Source organism: Amycolatopsis sp. VC5-11 (assembly GCF_037034185.1).
In the GTDB taxonomy this organism is placed as follows: domain Bacteria; phylum Actinomycetota; class Actinomycetes; order Mycobacteriales; family Pseudonocardiaceae; genus Amycolatopsis; species Amycolatopsis nivea.
In genome coordinates this window covers 131,947-156,219 of the sequence record NZ_JBAGKF010000010.1, presented here as the reverse complement: position 1 = coordinate 156,219, position 24,273 = coordinate 131,947, and the positions used below count along the sequence as shown (strand labels likewise).

Below are 24,273 nucleotides of genomic sequence, written 5' to 3'. Positions count from 1 at the left end.
CGACATCACCGGGAAAACTTCTTCGGACGGCGGGGAGGCGGCTGCTCGAACACTGTCTGCGGAGGCTCCCCGGATCAGGCCACCGCGTAGTCCCCCAGCGCAGGTTCCAGCAGGTCGAACGCCCGCGCCGCCTCCGCCGCGACCGTCTCCGCGACCTCGTCGGCGGGCCGTCCGGCCAGCGTCAGCTCCTCGATCCGCTGGAACAGGCTGTGGTGCACGGCCCCCAGCACCGCGGCTGCCGTGCGGACGGTGATGTCCGTCCGGGGGCTGCCGACTGCGTCGGCCAGTGCCTGGGCCAGCGCCCGTTCCCGCTGTTCGTGCAGGCCGCGCAGGCAGGCGGACAGCGTCGGGCTCTCGGCGATCATCCGGCTGAACTCCAGCCCGGCGAACCCGACGACCGGGTCCCTCGTCGCGACCGCCGCCTCGAACGCCCGCCGCAGCGCCGCGAGCGCCGACTCCCCCGGTTCGCGCGCCCACACCGCCGCCGCCAGGGTCGCGACGAACTCGTCCTGATGGTCGAGGACCAGGTCTTCCTTGCGGGCGAAGTAGTTGGTCACCGTCTTCTTCGCGACCCGCGCGGCCGCCGCGACCTGCGCGATCGTCGTCTCCTCGAAGCCCTGCTCCAGGAACAGCCGCGTCGCGTGGTCGGAGATCAGCTGGCGCGTCTCCTGCTTCTTGGCTTCCCGCAGGCCCACATCCATCGAAAACTTACCTCCGACGTAAATTTACCTTGACACCCATGTGGAGACTCGGCATACTTTTACTACCGACGTAAATATAGCCCGAAGGAGAACCACTTGTCGATCGCTGCCCTCCCGTCGCTCGCGGACCAGGCAGACCACCTCATCGCGCTGGTAGTGCCCGAGATCGCCCAGCTTTCCGCCGACGACCTGCGTGCTTTCGCCGCGGAGCACCACGCCGCGGCCGGTGCGCTGCTGGCGGTCCACCAGGACCGGGCACCCGCGTCGGCGCTCTCGCCGCTGCTCCGGCGCGAAGGAAAGGCCGGATTCGTCGTCACGGACATGCCGGACGTCGACCAGTTCGCGCCGCGTGACATCGACCTGCCCGACGCGCCGCTGTACCTCGTCACCGGCCTCGACCGCGGCGACGAGATGGCCAACTGGAGCCCCGAGGAAGCCCTGCCCGCGATCACCAAGGCTGGGCGCAGTCCGCTGCTGCTCACCGAGGGGATTCACTGGGTGCTCCAGCAGCCGTCGGCGCTCGAGCGCAACCATTGCTTCATGACCATCGGCTCCCGGCCGCGCAAGGAGAACGGCAAGTTCGACGCCCGCACGCCGGCACTGTGGATCAGCAACGGCACCGGCCGCGACGGCAGCGAACGCCGCAACGCCCCGAAGGTTGGCTGGTGCTGGTGGGGCAACCGGCACACGTGGCTGGGTTTCGGGTCTGCTGCCGCGCGTTGCTGAGCCCGTTGTTCGTTGCCGAGCCTTCCGCTGAATCGCCGCTGTTCGCCGCTCAACCCTCCGCCGAGCCTGTCACCGTCCGCCGCTGAACCCATCGTCCGCCGCCGAACCCGCCGCTGTTCGCCGCTGAACCCGCCGACCTCCGCCGAGCCTGTCACCGCCCACGCCTAACCCGCCGCCCACCGCCGAGCCCCTCACCGTCCGCCGCCGAACCCGTCACCGCGCGCTGCCGAACCTGCCACCGTCCGCCGATGAATCCGCCGCTGCTCGCAACTAAGCCAGCCCACCGCCGCACCTGTCGCCGTTCGCCGCTAAGCCCTCCGCCGAACCTGTCACCGCCCACCGCCCGCCGCCCCCACTGCCGAGCCCCTCACCGTCCGCCGCTGAACCCGCCGCCCACCGCCGCATCCATCACCGTCCGCTGCCGAACCTGCCGCCGTCCGCCATTGAATCCCGCCGTTGCTCGCCGCTAAGCCAGGCCATCGCCCACCGCCGAACCAGCCATCGCTCGTTGCTGAACCCGCCACCCCTGCCGAGCCCGCCGTTGAACCCGCCGCCGAGCCTGTCACCGCGAGGAGAAAACCCATTTCCCCCGATCCGAACGTCCTGCACCCGATGCCCGAGCAGCCGCGAGTGGTGCTGCTGAAACCGCTGGTCACGTCGCCGCTGATTGACGTCGGCGAGTTCTCCTACTACGACGACCCGGACGAGCCGACCGCCTTCGAGACTCGCAACGTGCTGTACCACTACGGGCCGGAGAAGCTCGTGATCGGCAAGTACTGCGCGCTCGGCGAGGGCGTGCGGTTCATCATGAACGGCGCGAACCACCGGATGGACGGGCCGTCGACGTTCCCGTTCCCGATCATGGGCGGCGACTGGGCCGAGCACTTCGACGCCATCACCGGCCTGCCCGGCCGCGGCGACACGGTGCTGGGCAACGACGTCTGGCTCGGCTACCGGGCGATGGTCATGCCGGGCGTCCGCATCGGGCACGGCGCGATCGTCGCGTCCGGGGCGGTCGTGGTCGACGACGTGCCCGACTACGGCATCGTCGGCGGCAACCCGGCCAAGCTGATCCGCCGCCGGTATCGCGACGAGGACGTCGAACGCCTCCTGGCGATCGCGTGGTGGGACTGGCCGTTGGACCACCTCACCAAGCACGTCCGCACGGTCATGTCCGGCAGCGTCGACGACCTGGCGAGGGCCGCCGCCGAACTCGCGTAACTCGGTAACGTGGCAGGCGTGCCGAGTGAGATACCTGAGGAAGTCCGCCGGAGCACCACACTGTTTCTGTCCACAGTGGACCGAGCCGCACCCGGGCTGGTGACCGGTTTTTACCTGGTCGGTTCGGTCTGCTTCGGCGACTTCCACGCCCGCGGCGCCGGGCGCGGACGGCTGAACACGGCCAGCGACATCGATTTCGTCGCGGTCACTGATCGACGTCCGGATCGGGTTGAGATCTCAGCGCTGGCGCAGGCTCATGCCACGACAGTCACCCGGTTTCCGAAACCGCATTTCGACGGCTCCGTGCTCACCTGGGCCGATCTCGCTGCCGGACCCGACAACTGCCCGGACGTTCCGTGCGCGCAGGAAAGCCGTTTCACCGAGGCGGGACGAGACGGTCTCAACCCGGTGACGTTCTGCGAACTCGCCAGGCGCGGGATCGCGCTGCGCGGACCGGAGCCGTCCGATGTGGACGTGTGGGCGGATCAGGATGCCTTGCGCGCGTTCACTGTCGACAACCTGAGCAGCTACTGGCGGCCGTGGTGGGAGAAGAACCGGCGCACCAGTGCGTTGTCGCTCGCGCTCGGGATGAGCCCGCTGTTCCCGGTGTGGGCGGTGCTCGGGGTGAGCCGTCTTCACCATCTCGTCGCCACCGGGGAGCCGACCTCCAAAACTGGCGCAGGACGTTATGCAGCAAGGCAATTCGACCCTCGCTGGCAGCGCATCATCGCCGAAAGCTTGAGCCTGCGCACCGGCGGCGCGGAAGGGCGGCGCAGCTATCGGAATCCCCTGGCCCGGCGACGCGACACGCTCGCGTTCCTGGACGCCACCATCGACGACGCACTCACCCTGGCCTAGCGCACGAATCGGGCCAGCAATGGCCGGATTTACTTCCTTGCGGCGCTGTTCGTGGCCACCTAGCCTCGTCTCAAGCTAGTACAGAACCTGTTACGTGCTAGCACAATCTGGGGAGAGGGCTGATGACGAGCGAGCAGGACCGCGGCGGGGTGGCGACGGACGCGGAATCGGCGGCAAAACTGCTGCACGGTGTCGTAGATCAACTGGTCGAGGGATGGCGCACGCGGCCGGAGCACCCAGCGAGCCCGGTGACCGCCGACGCCGCGGAGATCCGCGCCTGGCTCGACAAGTACCCGCTCGAGAAGCCGGAAGACCTTGAACAGGCCGTCCCGGAGGTGCTCGCCGCGCTCGATCGCTGGACCGTGCACACCGATCATCCGGGGTATTTCGGGCTGTTCAACCCGTCCGCGACCTGGGCAGGCGTCGCCGGAGATCTCATCACCGCGGCGGTGAATCCGCAGCTCGCTGCGTGGAGCCACGCACCGTTCGCGGTCGAGGCGGAACAGCGGTGCATCGACCTGTTCTCCGCGCGGCTCGGCCTCCCGGCCACCGCGGGCGGCCACTTCACGAGCGGCGGCGCGGAGGCCAACGCGACCGCGGTGCTGACCGCCCTCACCCACGCGTTTCCCGAGTACAGCACCGGCGGCCTGCGCGCCCTCGACGCCGCGCCAGTGTTCTACGCCGGTGCGGATTCCCATCTGGCCTGGCTGAAAATCGCCCACGCCGCCGGTCTCGGCCGCGACGCGTGCCGACTGGTGCCGTCCGACGCAAGCGGCCGGATGGATGTCGCCGCGCTCGAAGCCTTGCTCGCCGAAGACCGGCGGGACGGCAAGGCGCCGTTCCTCGTCGTCGCCACGGCCGGGACTACCGGGGCCGGAATGCTCGACCCGTTGCCGCGCATCGCCGACCTCGCACACGACGCCGGTCTGCGGTTCCATGTAGACGCGGCATGGGGCGGAGCCGTCTGCCTGTCGGATCGGCTGCGCGGCGTGCTGACCGGCATCGAACGCGCGGACACGATCACCGTCGACGCGCATAAGTGGCTGTCAGTGCCGATGGGCGCGGGGATGTTCTTCACCCGCGACCGAGCCGAGCTGAGTTCGTCGTTCACCGTGTCGACCTCGTATATGCCGGGCCAAGTGGACGACACTGCAGACCCGTACACGACGAGCAATCAATGGTCGCGGCGGTTCATCGGACTGAAGCTGTGGCTGAGTCTGCTGGCATACGGAGTTTCCGGCTACGGCGCCCAGATCGAACACGACGCGGCGCTCGGGCAGGAGTTGCGGGATCAGCTCACGGGCGCGGGTTGGCTCGCCATCAACGACACGCCGCTGCCGATCGTCTGCGTGACGCGCGCGGACGCACCGGCCGATCCGGCGGAATCCTGGCAGTGGCACAGCGACCTCGCGGACCGGGTCAACGCCACCGGCTCCGCGTGGGTGAGCCCAGTCCGCGTCGCGGGACGACCGGCGTTGCGGGTGTGCGTCATCAGCTGGCGCACGCGAACCGAGGACATCGTGCGGCTGCGCGATCTTCTGGACCGGGTCTGAGCGCGGTCGGCGCCACCGTGCTGAAGGAGGCCGAAGGAAGCCCTCCCAGGACTACGCCGATCCGGCCGGGCATCCTTTCTGCCTGCGCTGGCTGGTCGCCGAGCAGCCAGACCGAGCAACCGCGCCCACCGGACAGCGCCGCCTCCTCGATCGGGTCGGTCACCCGTCTGTACTAGCACGATCCCGTGGTCACCGTGCTGCGGTTGACCTTCAAGCTGCTTGAACCCCGATGATGGGCGGGTGCCCGACCTGCTGACCATCGGAGCGTTCGCCCGCCGCTGCGGCCTCACCGCCAGCGCGCTGCGCTTCTACGCCGATTCCGGACTCGTGCGCCCGATCCGGGTCGACGAGGAATCCGGCTACCGCTACTACTCCCCCGGCCAGGTCTCGGCCGCACTGCTCGTCCGGCGGTTGCGGGAGATCGGGCTGCCACTGGAGCGAGTCAGCGCGGTCCTCACCGCCGACCCGGCCGAAGCGTCGCGGATCATCGACGACCACGTCGCCGGGTTGGTATCTCAGGTGCACCAGGCTCGGAAAACCGCCGCGGCGGTGAAAGCCACGCTGGGCACCCCAGCACCGACCCCGTCGGCCCGGCTCACTGGCCCTGTGTTCACCGCCGCCGTCGAGCAGGTGCTGACCGCGACGACGCAGGACCTCCCCGCGTTGAATGGCGTGCACCTCGAGGTCTTCCCAGAGGCGATCGTGCTCACCGCCACCGACCGATACCGCCTCTCGACCCGCACCCTGGTCCCAGCCGTACCAAGCACCTCCACCTGGACCGCGACCGTCGACGCCGACGACCTGCGGCTAGCAATGCCGTGGACGCGCCGGCAACACGAACTCCACCTGAGCCTCCACGCCGACGAGATCTCCTTCCAGGGCGACGCCGTACGAACGTGCCGCACGCTCACCGACGACTTCCCCGACTACCGCCTGATGCTCGCGTCACTGCCAGAAGTCCTTACGCGGGCAGTGATATCTCGCAACGCACTCGTGGCATGTCTGGAGCGCCAATACACCCCGCAGATCCAGTTGGACCTCTCCGCCACCGCCGTCATAGTCGGCACCGAAGCAATCCCCGCAGACGTCACCGGCCCGCCGATCTCGCTCTCCTTCGCCGCGAGCACGCTGCACCCGGCGATCAGCACCGCCGTCGGCCCGGACGTGATGCTGGACGTCGCGGGCCCGCACCTGCCAGTCGTCGTGCGCTCTGCCGACGACGGCGACCTGACCACCCTTGCCATGCCAGTGAAAGGAACTGCCGAATGACGGACACGATGGCCGAGATCACCGCCGCGGTGACGCAAGGCCGAGCGGGCGCGCCGGACGTAGCGCGAGCGCGTCTGCAGGAACTGTGGGACGAACTCGGCCCGGGCGGCGATCCGTTCTACCGCTGCGTTCTCGCGCACTACCAAGCAGATCTGTTCGCTGACCCGGCAGAGGCACTGGTCTGGGATGTCAGAGCCCTGGACGCCGCCGCGACGGTCACCGACGAGCACGTCCAAGCCCACGACGCTGGGCTCCGGATCGCGGGCTTCTACCCGTCACTGCACCTGAACTTGGCCGACAACTTCCGCCGCCTGGGCTCATTCTCCGCAGCGGCGGAACAGCTCGCCGCAGCGCGAGCATGTCATGACGCACTGGCCGACGACGGATATGGCGCGATGATCCGCCAGGCGATCGACGGCGTCGCGGAAGCGATCGAGCGCCGATCCACCGAACGACGTGTTACGGCACCGGGGGTCGGATAGGCGGGACAAGGCTCGACAGCGCCCAATCTTCGCCGGGACGCGGGAGCAGGCCGCACCAGTGCCTGTGCGAGCCCTAAACGACGTCGAGCCGAGGCGCTGCCGAAGCAGCCTCAGCCGCCTCGACCAGCGCAGCAGCATCCGAAACGTTGGCCACGCGGACAGACATCGCAGGAACCGCGCGTTTGGTGGGCTTCGTCGTATACACCGCGAGGTTCTTCGTCGACCGGTTGTAAATCGCGGCTTTGGCTTCGTTCCAGCTCACTTCAAGGAGCTGGCGCCGCACGATCCCGACGAAGAGGAAGAGCAGCCGCTGGTTCGTGCAGGCCAGAACGCCGAGCCCGTCGCCCTGTGCCCCGCTCAGAGCCAGAACCTCTTCCTCCGGCCGGAGATAGTCCGCGAGGAGAGCGATCTCCTTCCTGGCTCCCGCGAGCAGGCCGCTGACTCTGCTGACCGCTCTGGCGATGTCCGGACGCAGTTCCGGTGCCCGCTCCGGGGCGATCGACGCCGCCTCGGGCTGGGCCGCTGCCTGGCGCACAGCGGTGTGGAAGGTCCAGTGCCAGCCGTCCCAATATCGGACCAAGGCGTCGTCGAGAGGATCCGGCAGCCAGGCCGGCGGGCGCGACGGTACCTGCGGGCGAGTCACGCCTCATTCACCACCGTCGTCGCTGAGATCGCCGTCAGCGGAAGCCCACGGGCCGACCGGCACCAATTCGTCACGCGCATCGCGCCGTCCCGGATCCGATGCCCGCCACTCGATTGCCTCTGGGACATCGGTGTATTCCAGGACGTGCGCGTCGCCGACGGCGATCAAGTGCTCCTTCACTTCCGCCGGAGTCGCGTAGAAGAATTCCCGCCGCAGGTTGACCAGATTCACTCGCTTGTGGCTCAGCCGTTGGTGCAGAACGGTTTCCAGCGCGACGGCATCCTCGGAGAAGACCAGCGCATGGACGTCGAACCGGAACGGCACTGAGGCATCGCCGAGTTCGCGGACGCGGTCGAGCGGTTCGAGCCGCCGGGTCATGCCGATTTTGACCACGCCCGGGCCGAACGCGCCGACGTTGGAAATCACGTAGACGTGCCCGACCCGGATGTTGGCCGCGCGCGCCTCGACTCCGGCGATGGCTTCGTCGACGGCCGTCATCTGTTCTCGCGCCCGGGCCAGGCCCTCCGAATCGCCCTTCGCCTCCAATTTGGCCAGAGCGGCCGCGTAGTGCGCGCGTTCCTTCGCGAGCCGGGTTCGTTCGCGCTCGATCTCCTTCATGACCTTGGCTTCTTCGCGAAGCCGTTCGCGTTCGGCCCGCGCCTGCTCGCGCTCGGCTTCGACCTTCGCCAGGTAATCCGCGGTCAGGTCGATCTCGCGGAGCCGGAGCCGGTGATAGCTGTCCGAAACGGCGATCCGCATGAGGACGCCCAGCCGCCCGATCGTATTCCGCGTGGTCGTCAGCCGTTTCTTCACTGACTCGCGGGTGTGCGGCTTCACCACGCGGACCGCGTTGTCCGCTTCGGCGTTGTACGCGCGCAACATCAGCTTGGCCATGTCGCGGCCGAGCCGCTGGCCTTCCTTGACCGAGCCGTTCACCGCCCAGTCGACCTGACAGGTGACCGCATCAGCCCGCGCTTCGAGCTTGATCCGGTCCCGGAGCAGTTTCAGTTCGTCCTTGTACTCGACCGAGTCGTCGGCGGGTGCGCGTACTCGTAGACTCCGGCTTCCTGGAGCAGCGCCAGTTCCCGGGTCTCGACCAGAGTCGATTGCCACTTCACGGTCTCCGCGCTGACCTGATCGCGCGTCGCGGCCAATTGCGCTGCCTCGCGCTTCGTCCGCTCGACCGCCGACCGCAGGTCTCGCAATTCCGCTTCGAGGCCAGCCGTCCCCGCACCGCGCAAGTGGCCGACCCATCCGCGCAGTTCGGTGATCGTCGCGTGCGCCGCGGCCAGCTGCTGCTGCAGCGCAATCACCTCTGGGTTCTCCCGGTTGCCGAACAGAGCCACTTCCGATGCCTTCCCCCTGCGCGCGAGAGACCTTCCCGCGGCGTCCTCCTGACGATCGCTGTCCCGCATCGGGCCGTTACTGGCCATTTGCACGGATTGCCCGCAGCCTGGCCGGCGCCGTCCCGCAGCTCACGATTCGGTAACCGTCTGTCACGTTTCAGTCCGGAATCCGATTGAGGAGAGGCGCGGAATCACTGCGCACGGGGTACGGCTGGCAGGTGGAATGGATACGTCACTGGTGGATCGCGCACGCAGGCTTTTCGAGTTTCTGCGAGGTGCGCAGCACCTCAAGGCCAGTCCGGTCCGCACCACCGACACCTACCAGCGCGACGGCGACGTGGTCTGGCTGAGCCAAGCACCCCGACATCCCGCCGTCTCCGTGCGGACGGCGGAGCCGGGCGACCCGGACGGCCCGGTGCTCGCGATCGAACGGGTCCCGGTCGTCCCGGCGCCCGAACCGGACGCCGATCTGGCCCGCTGGCTGAGCAGCCCGCTCGACGACCCGGAGCAGGCGCCCGCGCTGCGCAAGCGGATAGTCGAAACACCCGCCGAAGACTGGGCCCTCGACCAGGAAGGACCCGGTGCCGAGCGCGCGCCGGAGTACCTGTCCCTGAACGACTTCCCCTCCGTCGAAGCGGCGTTCCCGAGCTGGCTCGCCCGCTGGCAGCGCTGGGCCGACCAGGAACTCGTCGACCGGCCGGCACGAGACCTTTACCAACGCCTCTACCTCATGTACGTCCGGGCGACCGAAAGCCCGGAAGAGCTGGAACTGCTCGCCGGAACCGGATGCCTGAGCTGGCAGCCGGTCAACAGCCCCCGGATCCGGCGGCACGCGCTCACCAGCGAGGTCAGCATCCACTTCGACGACCGCACCGGCGTCATCGAGGTGCGGACCGTCGAGTCGGCCGAGCCAGCCCGGCTCGAACTCGACATGGTGGACCTCCGCCTGATCACGACACCGGACAAGGTCACCGAGGTCCGGGAGGATGTCAAAGCCCACGACGGGTCCGCACTGGACCGCGCGGCGGCGCGAGAATTCGTCCAGCGCATCGTGCACAGCATCGACCCGGACGGTGAATACCGCGACGAGGACGAAGCCGCGGTGCCGGCCCGCAACGCGGTCGCGACGTTCGCCCCCGCCGTGATCCTCCGGAAGCGCACCTTTCACGGTCTGATCGAGATTTTCGACGCGATCCTGCGCCAGATCGAGGAAACCGGCGAGGTCCCGGCCGGGCTGGTGCCGCTGCTCGATCCCGACTACGTCCCAGTCGCGGAGCAGGCCGGCGACGCAGGCGCGATTCTCGCCGTCGACGACGAGCCGTTCCTCCCCATGCCGGTCAACGAGAAACAGCTCGAGGTCATCCGGCGCGTTGACTCCAGCTCGCAGGTGCTCGTTCAAGGCCCGCCCGGCACCGGCAAGACCCACACCGCGGCCGCGCTGATCTCCCATCTGCTCGCCCAGGGCAAGCGGGTTCTGGTGACCGCCCAGACCGACCGCGCGCTTCGCGAGGTGCGGGACAAGCTCCCGGAGCAGATCAAACCGCTCGCGGTCGCCGTCGTCGGCACCTCGCGCGAGGACATGGCCGATCTCAAGATCGCGGTGCAGGAGATCGCCGCCGCGGCCGGAGACCACGACGGAGCGGAGAACGCCCGGGCCGTCCAGCGCAACCTCGACGCGGTCGACCGGTTGAGCCGGGAGCGCTCGGCCCTGCACAGCCGCCTGATCGAGGCGCGGGAAGCCGAAGTCCGGGAACGAACCCATCAGGGCTATCGCGGCACGCTGTCGCGCATTGCGCAGCAGTTGGCCGCGGAGGAAGAGCTCAGCTGGCTGTCCATGTTGGACACTATCGCTCCCGACGCACCGGTACCGCTGTCCGCCGCGGAGGTGCGAAGCTGGCACCGAGACCTGCTTGACGACCAGCTCCTCGCCGACGAGGCGGAGTCCCGGCTGCGTTTGCTCGCCCTTGACTCGGTGAGCGACGCAGCGGCCTTCGCGAACCTCGCCGCCAGGGAACGTGCCGCGTTCGAGGCAGACTCGCGATACGCGCCGCTCAAGCAGCACCCGGCTTTCGGGGCCGTGCTCCGCCTCGCGCCGCAGCAACGGGCAGAGTTGCGGCAGCGCTTGCAGCACATCGCCGACGAGACCGATCAGCTCGTGAGCCGCCGGGAACAGTGGCTCGACGCCGCGCTGCGCGACGTCCGGTCCGGACGAGCCGATCAGTGGCGGGCCCGTGCCGGCACGATCGCCGGTCTCGTCGAAGCGTGCGCCCGTCCGGTCGCCCACCTTGGCGCGCTGACGGAAGTCGTGGTCCGCGAGGGCGATCTCGGAACCTTGGCCACGCTCGCCGGCGAGGTCGCCCGCTATCTCGGCGACGGCGGCGTGATCAAGACGCAGGCCGACGGAACCCCGAAGATCGGCGCGTTCGCGGGCAAAGTGCTGAAGCAGGCGCAGCCGTTGTTCGAGAGGGTCCGGGTCGACGGCGTCCCTCCGACCTCCTCCGCGCAGCTCCAGACATTCCTGGCGTGGGCCGAGGGAATGCGGGTGCTGGCCGCGCTCGACCGGGCTTGGCCGGAGGACGTGGAGATCCCGCCCGAGGACACGCTGCAGGAACGGCTCCAATGGCACACGACCGAGCTCGCGCAACTGCAACATGTGCTGACGCTGGCGGACCTGTTGGTCCAGGAAGAAAACCAGCTGCGCTGGCTCCAGGTTCCAGTGCCGAACTGGCAAGATCTCAGCGACGTCCGCAGGTATGCCAACTTGGCGGACGCATGCGGCGCCGAGGAAGCGCGAGTCACGGCGACGCAGCCGCTCAGCGACCTCGAAGCCGTCCTTCGCGAGACTGCGCAATGGACAGACGCGGCACCGTGTGTCGCGAATCTGATGTCCGGCGCGAAGACCCGCGATCACGAGCTCTACGCGAGCGCACGCCAGCGGCTCGAACGGCTGTGGGAGGTCCGGCAGCGCATCTCTCGACGAGACCACGTCAGCTCCGTGCTCGGCACTGCGGCGCCGGGCTTCCGCGCGGCGGTCGAGGCTGACCCTGGAGCTGCGTTCTGGCAGGAGCGGATCGACCGGTTTCAGGAAGCGTGGAGCTGGGCGGCGACCCGGGCGTGGGTGGTCGATCAGGAGGCGATCGACGTCAACGACGTCCAGCGCCGGATTTCCCGGATCGAAGCGGATATCCGCAAGGAAGCCGAGGCCGTCGCCGCGCGCCGGGCTTGGGATCACGCGGCGTCCCCGAGCCGGCTCACCGGGACCGCTCGCGCAGACCTCACCCAGTACGCACAACTGGTGCAGCGCGCGGGCAAGAACACCGGCATCTACCGCAACCAGCGGCGCGCCGAGATCCGCAAGGCGATGGACCGGTGCCGGCCGTCGGTTCCGGTGTGGATCATGCCGATCTACCGGATCGCCGAGCAGTTGCGGGTCCGTCCCGACATGTTCGACGTCGTGGTGATCGACGAGGCATCACAAGCCGGAACCGAAGCGGTCTTCCTCCAGTACCTGGCGCGCAAGATCGTGGTCATCGGCGACGACAAGCAGGTCTCCCCGTCCGCGGTCGGCACCGACCAGCAGGAACTGCGGGACCTGGCCCGGCAGTACCTTGCCGACGACCGCTATCGCGACTCGTGGCACGACCCGAAGCGCAGTTTGTTCGACGAGGCCAAGATGCGCTACGGCCGGCCGATCACCCTGGTAGAACACCGCCGCTGCGTCCCGGAGATCATCGGTTTCTCCAACCGGATCGCCTACGAACCGGACGGCATCAGGCTGCTGCCGGTCCGGCAGTACGGCGCGGACCGGCTCGATCCGGTCAAAGCCGTCTACCTCGAGGACGGCTACGAGCGGGGCGCCACCAACAAGATCAATCCCGTCGAAGCCGACGCGATCGTCGAGCAGATCGAGAAATGCCTTTCGGACCCTGCCTACGACGGGAAGACCTTCGGCGTCGTGTCCCTCCTCGGCAAGGCCCAGGCGAAACGCATCGAAGACGAGTTGCTCGCCCGGCTCTCCCGGGAGGACTGGCAGAGCCGCGACCTCCGGTGCGGCGACGCCGCCGACTTCCAGGGTTCGGAGCGCGACGTCATTTTCCTGTCCATGGTCGCCGCGCCCGACCCGGAGCGGCGCATGATCGCGCTGACCCAGGACCAGTACGTGCAGCGGTTCAACGTCGCGGTCTCCCGGGCCAAAGACCAGGTGTGGGTGTTCCACTCGGTCCGGCAAGACGAATTGCCCAACAGCGAGTGCATGCGGTACCAGCTGCTCGATTACTGCTATGGCCTGCGCGACCGGCCCGCGGGCGCGACCGGACGCTCGTCGGCGGTACCGGACAACGAGCGCGTCGAACCGTTCGATTCCCTTTTCGAGCAACGGGTGTACAACCGCGTCGTCGCACGCGGCTACACCGTCGAACCGCAATTCGAAGCGCTTGGTTACCGGATCGACCTCGTGGTAGTCGGCGGCCGGGCCAGGCTTGCCGTGGAATGCGACGGCGACCGCTGGCACGGACCGGACGTCTACGAGCGCGATCTCGCCCGGCAGCGCGACCTTGAACGATGCGGCTGGCGGTTCTTCCGGATCAGCGGCTCCTCGTTCGACGTCGATCCGGACGAGGCCCTCGCGCAGCTGTGGGAGATCCTGAACGAGGAGGAGATCTATCCGGCAGGCTGGTCTCCGGTGCGGACAGCTCCGGCACCGATGCCGGAGGCTCCTGCGCTGGAACCCGCGTCTTCGCCTCAGGAGACGGCCGCTGTCGCCGCCGTCGTCGCTGTCGAAGAGGAGTTCCGTCCGGCAACCGGCGAGCTGGTGCTGGAACCTGAGCCCAGCGAGCCGGGGGTTGCCTCGACGGCCGGCGACTTGTCTTCCTATACGACCTTCGCCGGTGCGCTCATTCCGACTTCCGAGGCCTCCCGGAAGCAAATGACCGAGGGCGTGCTCGCGATCGTTCAGGCTGAAGGACCGGTACTGGGACAACGAGTCCACCGGGCCTACGTGGAGGCTGCCAAGGGCAGCCGGGTCGGCCGGCTGATCGCGAACGAGCTCGATGCGGTGCTGACCCAAGCGGTGCGCCGCGGCGACCTGCTCGTCGACAACCCGACAGAACAGGGCCGGATCAAGGAACGGACGTACCATCTGCCAGACCAGCCGCGGGTGCGGATCCGCGAGCTGGGGCCGCGTCAGCTCTCCGACGTTCCTCCTCGCGAACTCGCTTCTCTTCTCGCCGCGGTAGCGGAAAGCGAAGGATGGGACGAGCGGATTCTCTACCGGGCAGTCCTGGCCGAGTTGGGGTTGAAGACCCTTACGAAGCGGGTGCAGGAGCTCTTCGACTCGATCGCTCCACTCGCCCGCAGGATCGCGGAAGGCGAGTAAGCACGACACGCTGCCCGTGGGGTCCGGGCGGTTGCCGCGCTGGGGGACGCCGCAACCGCCCGGAGGTTTTAGCGGAGGTCGCGGACCAGTGCGCCCACGATCGCGTCTATCCGGTCTGACTGGGCCTTCGAATAGCCTGCCGTGTCGATGAACACGGTGACCGAGCGTTTTCCGTCCCCTGTCACCGCGTTGCGGAAGTCGTGGCCGCTGGCCACGCTGCCGCTGTGGCCCCATGTTGGGAAGTTCGGGGTCAGTTCGTATCGTTGGACGCCAAGGCCGTATCCCTTACCGCCGTCATCCAGGACGGTCTTTTTCCGTCATCAGTGCGAGTGGCAGCAGTTTCCCGCTCAGCAACGAAGTCCAGAACTTTGTGTGTCCGTGCCGGTGGAGATCAGTTCGCCGGAGGCATCGGCTTCGGCGACGTTCCATTCCGCTGTGTCGACGCCGTCGGTGCAGGACCGCAGATCCGGTTCTTCGATGGTGGTTCCCCGCCGGGTCAGTAGGTTTCGTGCAGGCAGAGCGGGTTGATGATCCGTTCGGTGAAACCGGACCGGGCGCGGTCCGGTGGGGCGACGGAAAGGGCCTGTTAGACGGTCTGCTGGAATCGTCAGCCTGCGAAGAGGGTTTGCGAAGCGACGGTGTGCTTGCGCAGCGCGAGCGGATCGACAGCGACGCCGCCGCCCGGTCCGTCTGGAATGGACAGGCAACCGTCTTCTAGCTCGAACGGCGCGGTGAGATCGGTGGCATAGTAACGGCTCGACGCTGAGATATCATTCGGCAGCACAAAGCCCGGCAGTGCGGCTAGGGCGAGGTTCTGCGCGCGGCCGATGCCGGTTTCCAGCATTCCGCCGCACCACACCGGGATTCCGTGTGCGGCACACACGTCGTGGATTCGTCGTGCTTCGAGGTATCCGCCGACGCGGCTGGGTTTGATGTTGATGATCCGGCACGCGCCCAACCGGATCGCGAACGCGGCGTCGCGGGCGGAGCAGATCGACTCGTCCAGGCAGATCGGGGTCCGCAGGAGTTTCGCGAGTTCGACGTGTCCGCCGAGGTCGTCCGCGGCGAGTGGTTGTTCTAGCTGGACCAGGCTGAACTCGTCCAGGCGGCGCAGATGGTCGGCGTCGGACAGGGAGTAGGCGGTGTTCGCGTCGGCCTGTAGCAGCAGGTCTGGGCCGAACTCGGCGCGCACGGCGCGTACTGGTTCTAGGTCCCAGCCGGGTTCGATCTTCAGCTTGATCCGGACGTATCCCTCGGCCAGATAACCGGCAACGGTGTCGATCAATTCCGGTACGGTGTCGGTGATTCCGACGGAAACTCCGGCCGGGATCCGGTCGCGCACGCCGCCGAGGTAGGTCGACAACGGCATCGCATAGGCGCGGCATTCCGCGTCGAGGATGGCGGTTTCGAGCAGGGCTTTCGCCAGCGGGTTTCCCTTGACCGGAGCCATCGCGCCCGCGACCCGGGATGCGGTCAGCTGCGGCAAGGCGGTGACGCGCGGGACGAGATGGTCGCGCAGGATCCGTTCGGCTCCGGCGGCGAACTCCGGGCTGTACACCGGTTCCGGGTCGCCGCCGAATTCTGCCCAGCCCTCGCTGACGTCGGTCACCACGTGCAACAGAAGGGTGTTGCGTTCGGTGTCCACTGAGCACGAAGTCCGGAATGGACGGACAAGCGGGAGGCTGACTTCGATCAGGTCGATCCGTTCGATTTTCACGCCCGCTTCCCTTCGGTCAGGTGGTACCACCCGGACCGGCTGAACCCGGTGGCTGTGTAGCCGTCGGCGAACAATGGGACGAGCACGTCGCGGATCGCGTAGCGCCACTCCGCGCCCAGGCGCGCGTTCAACCGGCGGAGGCCCACGATGTCGGACGGGACCCGGCACCAATAGCCGGAACCGTCGCGGGCCAGGAACGGTTCGCCGTCGGGGGCGCGGCGCGGGTCGACGTCCACAGTGGTCAAGTCCGGACCTGGAAGCTGGACTGGATTCGGGTCCCGGAGCGGCCACACCGCGGTGAAGCGGTCGGTTTCGTCCGCGCCGTTGACGCCGTCTTCGATCTGGCCGTAGAAGTCCACTGTGTACTCGGTTCCGCGCGCGCCTAGTTTCGCCAGGTTGAAATGCGCGTTGCGGCTCACCAGCGGATCGAAGGTCCAGACCATGGTTTCCGCGTCCTGATCCAGTGCCCACACCCGCTGCGCCTGCTTCAGCGCGAAGCCCACTCCGCGGTCGCTCGCGCGCGCGGCGGCGATCAGCGAATAGACCGCGCGGGTCACCGGCGGACAGAAAATGAGGCCGGAGGCGGCGACAATGCCGTCGTCGTCCGCCGCGTAATGCACCGCGCCGCCCGCGTGGACGACGGCGCGCAGGGCGTCCGCGCCGAACGGGGCGTGGGATTCCGGCGTCTGCCAGACCTGGGCGAGGAACCGCGACACCGCTTCGAGCGTCCGGACGTCGTCGGCGAGCCGGATCCGGACGCCCGCCCGGTTCGCGGCGCGCAGGGCGGTCGAGACGGCTGTGTCCTGGGCCGGAGGGAGTACGGTCGCTGGTGCGCCTGGTGGAACGTGCATGCTGACAGCCTCGCGGCCGGATCGTCCGGGTGCGTGCAGTGCTGGTCCAGAGATTCCGCGGATGTTTTGTGCGTCTGGCTAAAGAGGTGACGATGCTCGATCCGGTGGCGCCCGATCTCGGGCAGGTCCTCGCCGCGCTCGGCGCGTCGCTGCTGCGGCCGGTCACCCCGCTGCCGGACCGGCCGGTGCCGGTGTCCGGCGTGCTCATCCACGAGCGCCGCGGCGGTGTGCCGCCGGGGCAGGACACGATCCTGCTCGCGGTCGGGGCAGATCCGGCCGAGGCGAAAGATCTCATCAACGCGGCGGTGGGATACGCGGCGCTGGTGGTGAAAAGCTTCGGCGAACCCCTCACCGAGCTTTCGGACGCCGCGCAGGACGCCGGGGTGGTGCTGCTCGCCGCCGACGAAGCCGTGCCGTGGCACCACCTCGAAGCGATGATCTCCTCGGCGCTCGCACCCGCCGTCCGCACGCCCGGCGCACCCGCGGCCGGCGATCTGTTCGCGCTGGCCAACGCCATCGGCGGGATGGTCGGCGGCGCGACCACGATCGAGGACCTCAACCGGCGGATCCTGGCGTATTCGACGCTGCCCGGCCAGCCCATCGACGACGGCCGCCGCCAGGGCATCCTCGGCCTGCAGGTGCCGGAGGGGCCGGTGTTCTACGACGACCAGTACCGCGAACTCGCGCGGACACGGCGGACCTGCCGGTTCCCGTCGCTGCCGGGCGGGCTGCCCCGGCTGGGCGTCGCGGTGCGGGCGGGCAGCGAGATGCTCGGGTCGATCTGGGTGGTCGACGCCGACGACAGCCTCGACGAGACCGCCGAGCAAGCCCTGTTCGACGCCGCCGAGATCGCCGCACTGCACCTGCTGGCCGCGCGCACCGCGGTCGACGTGGTCCGTCGGCGGCGCGCTGACCTGCTGCAACGCCTGCTCGCCGACCCGAGCAGCGTCACCGCCGTCGCCCCGCAGCTCGGTTTGGACCCGGACGCGCCCGTCGCGGTCGCCGCGTTCACCGTCGCCGATCCGGAAGACGTCCTGGCCGCCCACGCGGCAACGCGGCTGGCCGATTTGGTGAGCCTGCACTGCGAGGCGCACTACGGCAGGCACGGCTGCGCGCTGATCGACGGAACGGTCTACGCGCTGCTCCCCGAGGGCCCCGCGCACCGCGAACTGGTCGCCGACATCGCCCGGCGAGCGCACGCCGCGCTGCGGATGCCGGTGCAGGCCGGGCTCGGGTCGACGGTCCCCGGGCTCCGGTCGATCGCTTCCTCGCGGGCCGACGCGGACCTCGTCCTGCGGACGCTGGCGGAACAGCGCACCTCGCCGGAACCGTGCCAGGTGGCGGCCATTGAGGAGGTGTGGGCCGGGGCGACGTTGTCCGTTCTGGCGCAGTTGCTGGCCGGTGACACGTCTTTGCCGCGGCGTTTGGGCCCGGCGGTGCGGGCGCACGACGTCGAGCACGGGACGACGTACGCGCCGACGATCCTCGCTTACCTCGACACGAACGGCGACATCGCAGCCGCGTCGGCGCGGTTGTCGGTGCACCCGAACACGATCCGGTACCGGCTTTCGCGAGCGGAGGAGATCTTCGGATTCGATCTGGCGGATCCGGACGAGCGGCTGGTGCTGTGGCTGCGGTTGCGGCTCGGGGACCAGCTCGGCTGGTGAACGACTTCTCGGCGTTCACCGACGGCGGACGGCTCGGGTCGCGGCGATGAGGTGGACGGCGGTCTCCTGCCACGGCCCGGTTCCGGCCGGATCGCGGCGGCCCTGGACGAGAGCCCGGAGGTTCGGGCCGGGCATTGTGGCGGTCGCCAAAGCAGCGCCCGAGCGGTCGGCGTCGGCCGCGGATCACCAATGATGACCTGGCGTCGTCTTCACTGTCTTCATCGCGAACTGCGAATTCGTCCTTGCCACGCCCGGCATCCGCGTCAGCTCCGTCATATACAGCTGCTCATACGCTGCCATATCAGGCACCGCGATCTGCATTAGATAGTCCGGAGCGCCGAACATCCGGCGACACGACACCACGTCGTCCAGCCCCAGAGCGGTGTTCTCGAAAGCCTCGATGACCTCGCTGCGCTGATCCGCCATCTCGACATGCAGCAGCACTCCGAGCCCGCGGCCGAGCGCGGCTGGGTCGACTGACGCGTGGTACCCGGTGATCACCCCGGCCGCTTCGAGGGCGCGGACCCGGCGGAGGCACGGCGACGGGGACAGCCCGACACGGTCGGCGAGTTCGTTGTTCGGTAGCCGTCCGTCGGCCATCAGCTGGCGGACGATTGCGTGATCAGTCTTATCCATGGCACAGGATGCTAATCAAGCCGCCAGAAAGCGCCATATTCAGCATCGGCTGCCCTGCCGTCCGCACTACCGTCGATTCCGGCACTCGATCTCCCGGAAGGCAGCACCGTGCACCCTCTCGTCCTCTCCCCCGCGGAACGCGCGCAAGCCGCCGACGCACTGGCCCGGTTCGTCGACAGCTACGAGGAATCCCTGCCCACGAGGCCGATCCTGCCGGACGTCGACCGCGACACGCTGGCCAAGCTTCTTGCCGAGCCGTTTCCCGCGGAAGGCATTGGCGTGGAAGGGTTTTTCGCCGACCTCCGCGACCGCATCGTGCCCAACTCGACCACCATCGCGCACCCGCGGTTCCTCGCGTACGTGCAGGGGCCGCCCAACGGGATCGCGCCGTACGCCGACGCGATTTCCGCGGTGCTCAACCAAAACTGCAACTTCTGGCAACTCTCCCCCGCGGCGAGTGTTGTCGAACGGTCGGTGGTGCAGTGGCTCGCCGGTCTTTTCCACCTCGGCCCCAGCGCGGGCGGCATTCTCACCAACGGCGGTTCCGGCGCGACCAAGGACGCGATCACCACCGCCCTCACCGACCGCCGGCCGGATTTCCGTGAGCGCGGCTTGCAATCCGGTGCTCCGCCGCTGGTGTTGTACACCTCGGGGGAGGCACACCGGTGCGTCGACAAGGCCGCCGCCACTCTCGGCATCGGACTGGACCACGTCCGGCACATCCCGACTGACGACGAATTCCGGCTGCGAGTCGACCTCCTCGCCGACGCGATCGCCGCGGACCGGGCCGCTGGGCTCGAGCCGTTCTGCGTCGTCGCCACCGCTGGCACGGTCACCAGCGGCTCGATCGATCCCATCGTCCCCATTGCCGACCTGTGCGAGCGAGAAAACCTTTGGCTGCACGTGGATGGCGCGTACGGCGCACTGTTCGTCCTCGCCGACTCCGCGCGGGAAACGTTCGCCCCGCTGTCCCGCGCGGATTCCATCGCACTGGATCCGCACAAGATGCTGTTCACGCCGCTCGAAGCCGGGGCGCTGGTGGTGAAAGACGCTGCGAAACTGCGGGCGGCCTTCGCGTTCTCGTCGTCGTATCTCACCGTCGCCGAGGACGACCTGATGCTCGACTTCATGGACTACGGCCCGCAGCTTTCCCGTAGTTTCAAGGCATTGAAGGTGTGGGCCGCACTGCGGACGTTCGGCGTGGACGCCTTCCGCGAAGCCGCCGAACGCTGCCTGCGACTGGCCGCGCGACTCGGGGAACGCGTCGCCGCCGAACCCGGCTTGGAGCTGCTGAACCCGGTCGCGCTGACCGCCGTCTGCGTGCGTATCAATGGCCGTCGCGGCGAGGAATACCCGGCGCTGCTGGCCCAACTCGCCGACGAAGGCACTGCACTGCTGGGCCCGGCCCGGTTGCGCGGGCAGACCGCGATCCGCGCGTGCGTCGCGAACTACCGCACCACCGAAGCCGACATCGACCGCATCGCCGACCGGCTGGCCGCGCTCGCCGGAAAGCCGTGACGAGCGTGGAATGCGCGGAACGGTCCCGAAACCTGCGAACCCCGGTCCTGGTGCGGACACCAGCGGCGAACCTAACGTCGCTGCTGTGTCGAAAATAGCTCAACCCGAACGGATCGACGGCCAGGTCGTCGCGATCACCGGGGCCACCTCCGGGATCGGTTTCTTCGCTGCCGCGCAGCTCGCCGAACTGGGCGCGCGAGTGCTGGTGCTCGGGCGGTCGGAAACCCGGGGCCGCGCGGCGATTTCCGCGCTCCCCGACCCGCAACTGCACGAGTTCGTCCCGCTGGATCTCGCTGACCGCACGTCGATCGGCCGGGCCGGCGACCGGCTCGGCGCCTTGCCGCGGCTGGACGCGCTCGTGCTGAACGCGGGTGTCGTCGCCGGAGCGTTCGGTCCGGGACCAGCGCACCGGATCGGGGTGTTCGGGGTGGAGGAAATCGTCGGGATCAACCATCTCGCGCACGCGGAACTGCTGCGCCGCGCGCTGCCCGCGGTCCGGCGAGTGGTCAGTCTCGGGAGCGCGCTGACCCGCAAGATCCCCTTCGACCGCGAGAATTGGCTGTCCGAAAGGGATTACCGGGCGCGGGTCGCGTACGCGATGTCCAAGCACGCGGTGGAGATCTTCGGCTTCGAATCCCAGCGGCGGCTGGCTGAGATCTCAGCGCAGTCGATTGTGGTCCACCCCGGCTCGGCGATCGACGCGCTCACGCCGGGACGGCCCGGTGCGCGGGTGCTGCGTGCGGCGGCCCGAGGGATCGTGCTGGGAAAAGATCAGGCGGCTCGACCGGTCGTGGCCGCGGTCGCTTCGCCGGGCCTGCGCGGCGGCGAGTACCTCGGTCCGCATCGGAGCGCCGCCGCGGAGGTGCAGCAGCCGGTGCCGACAAGCCGGGATCCGGAGCTGGGCGCGTGGCTGTGGACGGAGACCGAGCGGCTGCTCGGCGCGCGATTCACGACCGAGCCCCGTCACCCGATCGGGTAGAAAATCGCCCGTTAACCGCCCGCTAGCCTTGAACCGTGGACGACCCGGCGGTTCTGGACACCTTGGCCCGGCGGCTGGCGCGGATCGGCGAACGCCGGAACCTCGACGTCCCCGCGCTGCTGCACCGCCTCGGGATCCGGCCGGACCGCACCGGCGTCACCCGCAGGCAGGTCTCGGAACTCACCCGCGAGCTGTGGCTTCAGACCGACGACGAACTCTTCGCTCTCGGCCCGCGAGCCCCGCGCGGACTGTTCCGGCTGGTGATCCGATCGGTCGCCCCCGCGCCCGACCTGCGCACCGCGCTGCGTCGCCTGGAGGAAGCCGCCGAGGTCCTGCCCGGGATGCCCGCGGTGGCGGTTCGGGCGGCAGATCCGCTGGTCGAGGTGGACATCGACGTCCGCCAGCTCAACGACCCGGAGCACGTCGCGGCGGAACTGGTCGCCATCGTCGTCCACCGGCTGCTGAGCTGGCTCACCGGACAGCGCATCGCCCTGCGCGAACTTCGGCTGCCGTGGCCGGAACCGGACCACGCGCCGCACTACGAGGCGGTTTTCGGCCGCCATCCGCGGTTCGACGCGGACTCGCTGGTCCTCGTCTTCGACCGCGGGCTCCTGTCCGCCCCGGTGATCCGCGGCGAAGCCGAACTGGCCGCGTTCCTGGACGACCAGCCGGACGTCTGGCTCGCCACCCGCGACTACGGCTCGGCCCACGCGGACCAGGTCCGCGCCGTGGTCGAGCAGGGCATTACCGCGCCGGACGACATCGCCGGACGGCTCGGGATCAGCGCCCAGCACTTGCGGCGGTTGTTGCGCACAGAGAAAACGTCCATCAGCGAAATCCGGGACGCGGTCCGCCGGGACGCCGCGATAGCCAGTCTCGGCCGCGGCGACGAACCCATCGAGAAATTGGCGCGGCGACTGGGTTTCTCCGAAGCCAGCGCCTTCCGGCGAGCGTTTCGCCGGTGGACCGGGCGATCGCCCGGAGACTTCCGCTAACCCGGCACCTTCAACGCCCGCATCCGCGCGTACAACGTCGTCCGCGAAATCCCGAGCGTGCTGGCAGCCCGCACCTTGTTCCCGCCGGCCGACCGCAACGCCGCGACGATCGCGTTCCGTTCCGCCCGTTCGATCGGAGCCAGCTCCTGCCCCGAAGCGTCCGCCACCAGCGCGGGCGGCAAATCCCCCGGGCCGATCGCGCCCACCGACCGTTTGCGGATCGCCTGGCTCAGCACGCCGCGCAGTTCAGGCAGGTTCCCAGGCCAGTCGTACGAGCCGAGGATGCGCAGCGCGCCCGGCGTGATGTTGTGCGTGCGCGCGGCGCCGAGTTCGGCCAGCATCCGGGCCGCGACCTCGGGAAAGTCCGGCCGGTGCGCCAGCGGCAGCAGTTCGACGTTCTCCCCGCACGACGCGATCAGCGCCCGCTCCGGACCGGTCAGCCCCTCGCGCGGGCCGGTCGTCAGCACGAGGTGCGGGCCGACGCCGCGGGCGGCATGCCTCGCGACGAGGTCGACCAGTTCAGCGGGCAAGAGATCCGCACCGTCCACGCAAATGCTGCCGGAGCCGGTCTCGACCGCAGCAGTGAACCTCGCGGCCCAGGCTGCGGATCCGCCGAGCACGGCTTCCGATCCGGTCAACGTGGTGCACGGTTCCTCGGGCACCCGCAGCCGGGCTTCAGTGGTGCGGCCGGTCCCGGGCGGGCCCGAGATGTGCACGTGCCCGGCCACCGGACCGGGCGCGACAGCACCACGGCGGCGCGTCCGCCGGGCCTCGGACGGGCTCAGCGGGCGGATCTCGACCAGCATCCCGCCCCGGGCGCCGGGCACCGGTTCGGCCCGGACCCTGGCGCGCTGGCCGGAGCGCAGTTCGGTCTCCATTTCGGACGGTCCGGCCGCCTCGCCCGCCAGGTTCCACAGCAGCGCGACGTCCGCGCCTTCCAGCAGGTCCGCGGCGGCTTGGTTGCACAGCAACAGGTCCGGGCCGATCGCGACCACCGGCCGGGTCGGGCGGGACGCCGACTGGAACGCAGCGAGCAGCGAACGCTCCGACACCCGGCTGCCTTCCAGCAGCTGCCGTTCGATCTCCTCCACCGCCTTCGCGACCAGCGGCGCGAGCAGCGGATTCGCCTCGGCGGCCAGCAGCGTGATGTCGAGCGCGCCCTCCAGCCTGCGCGTGACCGGGTGGAAAATCGGGTGCCCGTAACAGCTGAACCCGCGCAGCGCCTCGGCGTAGTGCTCCTCCCCGTGCACCACGATGCTCGACCGGGTTTCCAGCGCGGTGCCCGGGCCGGTGGTCCCGACCTCGTCCTCCAGCAGGCAGGTGCCGACGCCGATGCCCAGCTGGTCCAGGCAGTCTTCGACGGCGCGGTCGGCGCTCCAGCGGTGCACGAGCCTGCCGTCGTGGTCGACGAGCACAGTGGACATCGCGGTCCCGGCGAGACGCTCGTCGAGGTCCTCCAGCACCGGCGCCGCCGCCGACAGGAGCCTGCTGGCCGGGTCGACCTCGTCGAACCGCAGGTCGAGCAGCGCGGTTTCGGGGCGCACACCGGCGAGCGAGGCGCGCCGCCAGGACTGGGCGATCGGTTCCCGCAGCACCACGCTGCGCGAGGACGTCATCGAGCTCACGCGATCTCCACCTTCGTTGGTGACGCGCAGCAGGATAACCATCGCTCTCCGCTGACGCTGTACAGAACTTGAACACTCAAGCCCCGATTCACCCGGCAAGGTGGTCCATCAC

At 69.1% G+C, this 24,273-nt stretch carries 19 protein-coding genes; 11 read left to right on the top strand and 8 right to left on the bottom strand.

Translation table 11 applies throughout. The features are described from left to right. Positions 1-74: 74 nt before the first annotated feature. The gene (locus WA670_RS27740; protein WP_134664851.1) at positions 75-701 is read right to left on the bottom strand and encodes a TetR/AcrR family transcriptional regulator; all 627 of its coding nucleotides are present in this window, start codon (positions 699-701) and stop codon (positions 75-77) included. 96 nt (positions 702-797) lie between these two features. On the opposite strand from WA670_RS27740, the gene WA670_RS27735 reads away from it, so the two are divergent. From WA670_RS27735 to WA670_RS27710, 6 genes are all read left to right on the top strand, one after another. Then, on the top strand, positions 798-1,427 hold the full coding sequence (locus tag WA670_RS27735) for a DUF5701 family protein (RefSeq protein WP_336159292.1): 630 nt from the start codon (positions 798-800) through the stop codon (positions 1,425-1,427). Positions 1,428-2,039: 612 nt separating this feature from the next. Beyond that, a complete protein-coding gene (locus WA670_RS27730; protein ID WP_240014197.1) occupies positions 2,040-2,648 on the top strand; it encodes a CatB-related O-acetyltransferase in 609 nt (202 codons plus the stop codon). Positions 2,649-2,666: 18 nt separating this feature from the next. Then, positions 2,667-3,506 carry a hypothetical protein gene (locus tag WA670_RS27725; protein WP_336159291.1) on the top strand — a complete coding sequence of 280 codons (840 nt, stop codon included), beginning with the start codon at positions 2,667-2,669 and terminating at the stop codon, positions 3,504-3,506. 122 nt (positions 3,507-3,628) lie between these two features. Next, the gene (locus tag WA670_RS27720; protein ID WP_336159290.1) at positions 3,629-5,059 is read left to right on the top strand and encodes a pyridoxal phosphate-dependent decarboxylase family protein; all 1,431 of its coding nucleotides are present in this window, start codon (positions 3,629-3,631) and stop codon (positions 5,057-5,059) included. 240 nt (positions 5,060-5,299) lie between these two features. After that, positions 5,300-6,328, top strand: a complete 1,029-nt coding sequence (locus tag WA670_RS27715) for a DNA polymerase III subunit beta family protein (protein WP_336159289.1) — start codon at positions 5,300-5,302, stop codon at positions 6,326-6,328. Continuing rightward, entirely contained in the window at positions 6,325-6,810 is a 486-nt protein-coding gene (locus WA670_RS27710; RefSeq protein ID WP_336159288.1) for a hypothetical protein, read from the top strand. The genes WA670_RS27715 and WA670_RS27710 overlap by 4 nt, the downstream gene beginning before the upstream one ends. Positions 6,811-6,883: 73 nt before the next feature. Here the strand turns inward: WA670_RS27710 and WA670_RS27705 are convergent, their stop codons facing one another. Genes WA670_RS27705 through WA670_RS27695 form a run of 3 tightly spaced genes read right to left on the bottom strand, consistent with a single transcriptional unit; the run spans position 6,884 to position 8,799 of the window. Next, positions 6,884-7,453, bottom strand: a complete 570-nt coding sequence (locus WA670_RS27705) for a DUF2510 domain-containing protein (RefSeq protein ID WP_238604692.1) — start codon at positions 7,451-7,453, stop codon at positions 6,884-6,886. A gap of 3 nt (positions 7,454-7,456) precedes the next feature. Continuing rightward, positions 7,457-8,566 (bottom strand): DUF4041 domain-containing protein, encoded by a 1,110-nt coding sequence (locus WA670_RS27700; RefSeq protein WP_238604691.1) that lies wholly within the window; start codon positions 8,564-8,566, stop codon positions 7,457-7,459. After that, positions 8,458-8,799: a hypothetical protein gene (locus tag WA670_RS27695; protein WP_238604690.1), complete on the bottom strand. Its 342-nt coding sequence runs from the start codon at positions 8,797-8,799 to the stop codon at positions 8,458-8,460. Before WA670_RS27695 ends, WA670_RS27700 begins: the two co-directional genes overlap by 109 nt. A 223-nt stretch (positions 8,800-9,022) precedes the next feature. Between WA670_RS27695 and WA670_RS27690 the strand changes: the two genes are divergently transcribed. Next, positions 9,023-14,173 carry an AAA domain-containing protein gene (locus WA670_RS27690; protein WP_336159287.1) on the top strand — a complete coding sequence of 1,717 codons (5,151 nt, stop codon included), beginning with the start codon at positions 9,023-9,025 and terminating at the stop codon, positions 14,171-14,173. Between the two features lie 607 nt (positions 14,174-14,780). On the opposite strand, the gene menC is transcribed toward WA670_RS27690, so the two are convergent. After that, a complete protein-coding gene (gene menC, locus WA670_RS27685) occupies positions 14,781-15,890 on the bottom strand; it encodes an o-succinylbenzoate synthase (protein WP_037817846.1) in 1,110 nt (369 codons plus the stop codon). Next, the gene (locus WA670_RS27680) at positions 15,887-16,741 is read right to left on the bottom strand and encodes a hypothetical protein (protein WP_336159286.1); all 855 of its coding nucleotides are present in this window, start codon (positions 16,739-16,741) and stop codon (positions 15,887-15,889) included. Before WA670_RS27680 ends, menC begins: the two co-directional genes overlap by 4 nt. Positions 16,742-16,833: 92 nt before the next feature. Here WA670_RS27680 and WA670_RS27675 point away from each other — a divergent pair, with 92 nt between their 5' ends. After that, positions 16,834-18,408: a PucR family transcriptional regulator gene (locus WA670_RS27675; protein ID WP_336159285.1), complete on the top strand. Its 1,575-nt coding sequence runs from the start codon at positions 16,834-16,836 to the stop codon at positions 18,406-18,408. Between the two features lie 183 nt (positions 18,409-18,591). Here WA670_RS27675 and WA670_RS27670 read toward each other — a convergent pair whose 3' ends face one another. Continuing rightward, the gene (locus WA670_RS27670) at positions 18,592-19,044 is read right to left on the bottom strand and encodes an Lrp/AsnC family transcriptional regulator (protein ID WP_037817843.1); all 453 of its coding nucleotides are present in this window, start codon (positions 19,042-19,044) and stop codon (positions 18,592-18,594) included. Between the two features lie 108 nt (positions 19,045-19,152). Between WA670_RS27670 and WA670_RS27665 the strand changes: the two genes are divergently transcribed. From WA670_RS27665 to WA670_RS27655, 3 genes are all read left to right on the top strand, one after another. Continuing rightward, positions 19,153-20,562: a pyridoxal phosphate-dependent decarboxylase family protein gene (locus tag WA670_RS27665; protein ID WP_336159284.1), complete on the top strand. Its 1,410-nt coding sequence runs from the start codon at positions 19,153-19,155 to the stop codon at positions 20,560-20,562. A gap of 85 nt (positions 20,563-20,647) precedes the next feature. Further along, complete coding sequence (locus tag WA670_RS27660; protein ID WP_336159283.1) at positions 20,648-21,541, top strand: SDR family NAD(P)-dependent oxidoreductase; 894 nt, start codon at positions 20,648-20,650, stop codon at positions 21,539-21,541. Positions 21,542-21,576: 35 nt separating this feature from the next. Continuing rightward, positions 21,577-22,536, top strand: coding sequence for an AraC family transcriptional regulator (locus tag WA670_RS27655; RefSeq protein ID WP_336159282.1), 960 nt, complete (start codon positions 21,577-21,579; stop codon positions 22,534-22,536). Here WA670_RS27655 and WA670_RS27650 read toward each other — a convergent pair. Then, positions 22,533-24,152 carry a sigma-54-dependent Fis family transcriptional regulator gene (locus tag WA670_RS27650; protein WP_336159368.1) on the bottom strand — a complete coding sequence of 540 codons (1,620 nt, stop codon included), beginning with the start codon at positions 24,150-24,152 and terminating at the stop codon, positions 22,533-22,535. The genes WA670_RS27655 and WA670_RS27650 overlap by 4 nt on opposite strands. Positions 24,153-24,273: the final 121 nt, after the last annotated feature.